Genomic DNA, 6,643 nt, shown 5'->3' on the forward strand with positions numbered 1-6,643 from the left:
ATGCTTGGTTAACCTTGCTCTTTTTCGGTGATGGCAGAAATGGCGATGGCTTTTGACTGGACCAGTATTGCCTTGGGCCTGGCTGGCGCTGCGGTGCCTTTATTGGTCGTGTGCTGGCAGATTCAACGGCGGCTGAGCGCGCGTATGACCGGCTGGGAACTGCTGGAAGAGCGCTTGGCCACCGCGCAACTGGCCCAGGAAGGGCTGGCCGCGCAACTCGACGCCAGCCGCGACGAGATCAGCGACCTCAGCCAGGCCAACGCCGCCAAACAAGCTGACCTGGCTGCCGTGCGCCGTGAAGTCGAACTGCTGCAGATCGACCGTGATAACGCCCGCGACGCTGCGCACGCCTGGAACCTCGACCGCAGCGCCAAGGATACTGAGCTGCGCCGCCTTGACGCGCTGTCGGCCTCACTGCGTGCCGAACTGCGTGAGCAACAGGAAAGCCATCAACAACGCCTCGCCGACCTGCAAGGCGCGCGGGACGAGTTACGCGCGCAGTTCGCCGAACTTGCAGGGAAGATCTTCGATGAACGTGAACAGCGTTTTGCCGAAACCAGCCAGGAGCGCCTCGGCCAGTTGCTCGACCCGCTCAAGGAACGCATCCAGTCCTTCGAGAAACGCGTGGAAGAAAGCTACCAGAATGAAGCGCGCGAACGCTTTTCCCTGGCCAAGGAGCTTGAGCGCCTGCAGCAACTGAACCTGCGCCTGTCAGACGAAGCCACCAACCTCACGCGGGCGCTCAAGGGCCAGAAAACCCAGGGGAACTGGGGGGAATTGATCCTTGAGCGCGTGCTGGAACATGCCGGGTTGGAGAAGGGGCGCGAGTATCAGACCCAGGTCAGCCTCAAAGGTCCGGACGGCGAACGCTTCCAGCCGGACGTGTTGATCATGTTGCCCGGCGACAAGCAGGTGGTGGTCGACTCCAAGGTCAGCCTTACGGCCTATCAGCAATACGTAGGGGCAGAGGATGACGTGATTGGCCAGGCAGCGCTCAAGCAGCACGTGTTGTCGCTGCGCAATCACGTCAAAGGTTTGGCCGGTAAGGATTACAAGCGCCTCGAAGGCTTGCACAGTCTGGATTTCGTGCTGTTGTTCGTACCGATAGAAGCGGCGTTTTCCGCCGCGTTGCAGGCCGAGCCGAACCTGTTCCAGGAAGCGTTCGACCGCCATATCGTCATCGTCAGCCCCACGACCTTGCTGGCGACCTTGCGCGTTATCGATAGCCTGTGGAAGCAGGAGCGCCAGAGCCAAAACGCGCGGGAAATCGCCGAGCGCGCCGGTTGGCTGTATGACAAGTTTGTGTTGTTTATCCAGGACCTGGATGAAGTAGGCAACCGCTTGCAGCAGCTGGATAAGGCTTACAGCGCAGCGCGAAACAAGCTGACAGATGGCCGCGGGAATCTGGTCAGCCGTACCGAGCAATTAAGGTTGCTGGGGGCGCGTGCGAGTAAAAGCCTGCCGGCGGATTTGCTTGAGCGGGCGATGACCGATTCAGACGGTGTCGCGCACCTACCTGAATAAAAACGATCCAAATTGTGGGTGGGAGCAAGCCCCCGCCCACAATTTTTAATCGAGTACTCCCTGTTTATAAAGGCAAATGCCTGCTGAGTAACGCCCGCAACGCCGCCGGCTTCACCGGTTTGGCCAAATAATCCAGCCCCGCCGCATGCACCTCAGCCACCATCTCCGGCCGGCCATCAGCGCTGATCACCACCCCGGGAATCGGCTCCGCCAACTGCGCGCGCAGCCAGCCCATCAACTCAGTACCCGTCTCGCCGTGGTCCAGGTGGTAATCCACCAGCGCCAATTGCGGGCGCACGCCATCGGCCAGCAACAGCGCGCATTGCGCCTGATCGGTGGCGGTCCACACCTCGCAGCCCCAGCGCGTCAGCAGGCTGCGCATGCCGATCAGGATGCTTTCTTCATTGTCCACGCACAGCACCTGTGCACCGCTCAATGGCAGCCCATTGTCCTGCTTCGGCTTGACCTTCAAACTGGCCTGGTTACCTGCTAAAGGCACACGCACGCTGAACACGCTGCCTTTGCCCGGCCACGAACGCACGCTTAAGCGATGGCCCAGCACACGACATAGACCGTCGGCGATCGCGAGGCCCAGGCCCAGGCCTTTTTCGGCGCGGGTCTGGTGGCTGTCGAGGCGCTTGAACTCTTCGAAAATTACCTGCTGTTTATCCAACGGAATGCCCGGGCCGCGGTCCCACACTTCCAGGCACAGTTCACCCTTGCGCCTGCGTACGCCAAGTAGCACTGGGCCGTCGGCATAGCGGAAGGCATTGGTGAGAAAATTCTGCAGGATCCGGCGCAGCAACTTGATGTCACTGTCTACCCGCAAACGGCTGCCGCGCAGGCGGAAACGCAGACCTTGCTCGTGGGCCAGCGCCTTGAATTCGGCGCCCAGGGTGTCGAACAGTTCGTTGAGCACAAAGGGCTGGCGGTGAGGGTTGATCTTGCCGTTTTCCAGGCGCGAGATATCCAGCAGGTCGCTGATCAGGTCTTCGGCGGAACGCAGCGAGCTGTCCAGGTGCTGCACCAACTGCCGGGCTTCGCTGGACAGGCCCTCGTTCTGGTGGGAGAGGGCGGCAGAAAACAGCCGCGCCGCGTTCAGCGGTTGCATCAGGTCATGGCTCACCGCTGCCAAAAAACGTGTCTTCGACTGACTGGTGGATTCGGCCACGCCTTTGGCGTCGGTGAGTGCCACATTGAGTTGCGACAGTTCATGGGTGCGTTCGGTGACCCGTTGCTCCAGGCCCTCGTTGGCCTCGGTCAGCGCTTGTTCTGCTTCACGGAATGCCGTGATGTCGGTGAAGCTCATGACAAACCCGCCGCCGGGCATAGGGTTGCCGATCAACTCAATCACGCGTCCATTTGGAAACAAGCGCTCGGATGTGTGTGCGCGGCCCTGGCGCATCCAGTGCAGGCGTCGCGCCACGTGGACCTCGGCTTCGCCCGGCCCGCACAGGCCGCGCTCGGCGTTGTAGCGAATGATATCGGCAATCGGTCGCCCTACGCTGATCAAACCTTCGGGGTAGTTGAAGAGTTCCAGGTATCGCCGGTTCCAGGCCACCAGCTTGAGTGACTGGTCGACCACGCTGATGCCCTGTGTGATGTTTTCAATGGCGCCTTGCAGCAACGCGCGGTTGAACTGCAATACTTCTGACGCTTCGTCGGCGATCCGTACGACGTCCTCCAGCTGCATTTCCCTCCCTTCAATCGCGGCTTTTACGACAGCGCGTGTCGAAGATGCGCCCAGTACACCGGCCAATAGCCGTTCGGTGTGGGCGATCCAATCGTTATCGGCATTTTGGTTGGGGTTGAAACCTTTGCCTTGGCGATAGGCGAAGCGGATAAAGCTCTGTTGGGCGCGTTCCTCGCCAACAAAGCGCGCCGCGAGACTGAGCAGGTCGCTGATCTGCACGGACAGCATCGAGCGCGCGCTGGCGCGCTGGCTGATTTCCTGGCCGATAAAACGCCCTGCCTGCCAATGCTCGGAAACGCGTGTACGCGACAGCATCGAGACCCAGACAAACAGCGTGAAGTTACCCGCCAGGGAAAACACGGTGCCCAAGGTGAGTGAGGTGACGGATAAACCCAATGGGTGCGAATGCATCCACGTCAACCCAGGGAAAAGGCTGAACGACCAGCCGAGACTTTTCGCCGTCACCGGAAGGACCAAGGTGTAGAACCACAGAAAGGTGCCCGCCGCCAATCCGGCAAACACGCCACGCCGGTTGGCCTGTTTCCAGTAAAGCGCACCGAGCATCGCCGGGGCCAGTTGAGTCACGGCGGCGAAAGCGATCTGGCCGATGGTCGCCAGGCTCGCGGTGGAGCCGAGCAGGCGATAACTCACATAGGCCAGCAGCAGGATGATCACAATGCTGACCCGGCGTACCGACAGCATCCAATGGCGGAACACTTCGAACGGCCGCTCGGCGCTGGAGCGACGCAGCAGCCACGGCAGCAACATGTCGTTGGAGACCATGGTTGACAGCGCAATACTCGCGACAATCACCATGCCGGTAGCCGCCGATGCGCCACCGATAAATGCCAGCACGGCGAGGGCAGGATGCGCCTGTGCCATGGGCAGGCTGATGACGTAGGAGTCTGGCAATACCGAGGCAGGCAATAGCATTTTGCCGCCGAGCGCGATAGGAATGACGAACAGCGCGGCGAGGATCAAGTACGCCGGGAACACCCACTTGGCGAGGCGCAAATCCTGCGGGTCGATGTTCTCCACCACGGTGACGTGAAACTGCCGGGGCAGGCAGATGATTGCCATCATCGCCACACCGGTTTGCACCACCATCGACGGCCAGTTGATGGTTTCTTTCCAGTATTCCTCAAGGCGCGGCGCCAGCATCGCCTGGCTGAACAGGTCGCCGAAACCGTCGTAAAGGCCGTAGGTCACAAACGCACCGACGGCCAAAAAGGCGAACAGCTTGACCAGTGATTCAAACGCAATCGCCAGCACCATGCCACGGTGGTGCTCAGTGGCGTCGAGGTTGCGCGTACCGAACACAATGGTGAACAGCGCGAGCACCAGCGACACGATAAGCGCGGTGTCCTGGGCGCGGGTGCCGGTGGTGTCAGGGCCAGACCCGATCAGCAGGTTTACGCCCAGCACGATGCCTTTGAGTTGCAGGGCGATGTAAGGCAGCACGCCGACCAGACAGATCAGCGCGACAACCACCGCCAGGGACTGGGATTTGCCGTAGCGCGCGGCGATAAAGTCGGCGATGGACGTGATGTTTTCCTGCTTGCTGATCAGAATCATCTTCTGCAGCACCCAGGGAGCCAACACCAACAGCAATACCGGTCCTAAATAGATCGGTAAAAATGCCCACAGTTGTTCGGCGGCCTGGCCTACCGCGCCGAAGAAAGTCCAGCTGGTGCAATAGACGGCCAGCGACAGGCTGTACACCCAGGCACGCATCTTTGGCGGCAACGGCGCGTGGCGGCGGTCACCGTAAAAGGCGATGGCAAACATAATGGCCATATAGGCCAGGGCAACGGCGGCGATCAGCCCGCTGGACAGCGTCATGGTAACTCCGAGCAGAAGAACACCCAGGCATTCCAGGCCCGGTAGGACAGTCTCGCATGATGCTTGGGGTTAGTCAGTGTCGACCAAGGTCGTGTGGGCGCTGGCTTGCCCGCGTTGCAGGCAGCTCGGTCTATCCGTGGCACCCGGTTGATGCGATCGCAGGCAAGCCAGCTCTCACAGAATTCAGCTCCCACGGCTACCTCGGTGGCAGTGTCTTCTGACGCAAGATATAGATCGTCACCAGCACCGCACTGGTCAGCATAAACCCGCGTGCCCAAAACAAAGGCACCAGGTAGCAGGAGACGCCAATGCTCAGCCACATCAGGCCAATTGCATAAACCTTGCCCTTGAGCGGAATGCCATTGCCGTCTAGGTAGTCTTTGATCCAGGGGCCCAGGCGTGGGTGTTCCACCAGCCAGTGGTAGAAACGCGGGGAGCTTCGAGCGAAGCAGGCGGCGGCGAGAAGCAGGAAGGGTGTGGTCGGCAATACCGGTAGGAAAATGCCGATCACCCCCAGCGCAACGCTCAGCCAGCCGATGGCCAGCAGTGCGTAACGCATGAGCGCAGAGCGGTTGCCCATGGGTGTCACGGGCAAACGACTCAGTGGTGACGTGGCTTGAGGATCGCCGGTTTTTCGTCTGGTGCGTTGCACAGCAGGTACAGCGCGGTCAGGGCTTCCGGGATCTGTACGATCATGTCGTCCATCAGATTGGCGTCGGAGGCGATGTCGGAAAACTCCGGCTGGTCGTCGAACAGGCCCGAACCGACCATGATCGGCAGCAGCATTTCGCTGACTTCTTCCTCGGCGGTTTCGAACCAGGCGGCTTCGCGCAGGAACACACCTTCCATGAAGCCGATGCACCAGCCGCGCAGGTCGGAGTCGTCCGGCTCTTCGCCCAGATCCAGGTCGCATGGCAGCTCGAACTCCTCATCGGATGCCAGTTGGCGACCGATGTGAGCCTTGAGGGCCAGCAGGGTGGATTCGATTTCTTCGCGCTGGGCGGCATCGGCGTAATGCGGTTCTTCGGCGAACAAGGCGTCGATCCACTCACGGTCCGGCACAATGTCGGACGAGATCGACAGGGCGGTCAGGTAGCCGTGGGCGGCCACGTAGTCCAGCGCCTCGTCATGCAGCTCATCGGCGTCGAGGAAGGCTTGCAGGCGGGTTAGTTGCTCAGCGAAGGACATTACGGGCTACCTTGGGAATAAACGATGCGCAATTCTAGGCTTTCTTGAGCGCCCAGGCCAGCCACACGGCATATTTGCCGGGTTTTAGATAGCGGCCGCTATTCGTCAGTCGCGCCCTTTGCGCAGTAACCCTCGGGTATACTGCCGCGTTTTGTGATGCCCCGGCAGGCTAAGCGCCAACCCGCGAAAACTTCGCTTACGGATTATTTCCCGTGAAAGCGTGTTTTTTCGGCCAGCCTGTACAGAGGGATTTCGGCACCATTTTTGGAGTTTTACATGCTCGAGCAGGCTCAACGCGTCCTCAAGGACATCTTCGGCTACGACCGTTTTCGTGGCCGCCAGGGTGCGGTCAATGATCGCGTGGCCAATGGCGGCGACGCCCTGGTAGTGATGCCT

The 6,643-nt window shown here is 60.5% G+C and carries 5 protein-coding genes; 2 read left to right on the forward strand and 3 right to left on the reverse strand.

All coding sequences use genetic code 11. The features are described from left to right. Nucleotides 1–45: 45 nt before the first annotated feature. Complete coding sequence (locus E0F99_RS14620; protein WP_083357463.1) at nucleotides 46–1,524, forward strand: DNA recombination protein RmuC; 1,479 nt, start codon at nucleotides 46–48, stop codon at nucleotides 1,522–1,524. Nucleotides 1,525–1,588: 64 nt separating this feature from the next. Here E0F99_RS14620 and E0F99_RS14625 read toward each other — a convergent pair whose 3' ends face one another. From E0F99_RS14625 to E0F99_RS14640, 3 genes are all read right to left on the reverse strand, one after another. Then, nucleotides 1,589–5,059, reverse strand: coding sequence for a hybrid sensor histidine kinase/response regulator (locus tag E0F99_RS14625; RefSeq protein ID WP_083357464.1), 3,471 nt, complete (start codon nucleotides 5,057–5,059; stop codon nucleotides 1,589–1,591). A gap of 196 nt (nucleotides 5,060–5,255) precedes the next feature. After that, entirely contained in the window at nucleotides 5,256–5,639 is a 384-nt protein-coding gene (locus E0F99_RS14635; RefSeq protein ID WP_162276185.1) for a YbaN family protein, read from the reverse strand. A gap of 20 nt (nucleotides 5,640–5,659) precedes the next feature. Then, on the reverse strand, nucleotides 5,660–6,247 hold the full coding sequence (locus E0F99_RS14640; protein WP_083357466.1) for a UPF0149 family protein: 588 nt from the start codon (nucleotides 6,245–6,247) through the stop codon (nucleotides 5,660–5,662). A gap of 276 nt (nucleotides 6,248–6,523) precedes the next feature. Here E0F99_RS14640 and E0F99_RS31150 point away from each other — a divergent pair. After that, on the forward strand, nucleotides 6,524–6,643 hold a 120-nt coding region (locus E0F99_RS31150; protein WP_423213179.1), incomplete at its 3' end, for a hypothetical protein.

The organism is Pseudomonas antarctica (genome assembly GCF_900624995.1).
In the GTDB taxonomy this organism is placed as follows: Bacteria; Pseudomonadota; Gammaproteobacteria; order Pseudomonadales; family Pseudomonadaceae; genus Aquipseudomonas; species Aquipseudomonas antarctica.

Excerpts from the sequence above, each read along its gene's own strand:
- E0F99_RS14620 (WP_083357463.1), top strand. The coding sequence starts at position 46 with ATGGCTTTTGACTGGACCAGTATTGCCTTGGGCCTGGCTGGCGCTGCG.
- E0F99_RS14625 (WP_083357464.1), bottom strand. The coding sequence starts at position 5,059 with ATGACGCTGTCCAGCGGGCTGATCGCCGCCGTTGCCCTGGCCTATATG.
- E0F99_RS14635 (WP_162276185.1), bottom strand. The coding sequence starts at position 5,639 with ATGGGCAACCGCTCTGCGCTCATGCGTTACGCACTGCTGGCCATCGGC.
- E0F99_RS14640 (WP_083357466.1), bottom strand. The coding sequence starts at position 6,247 with ATGTCCTTCGCTGAGCAACTAACCCGCCTGCAAGCCTTCCTCGACGCC.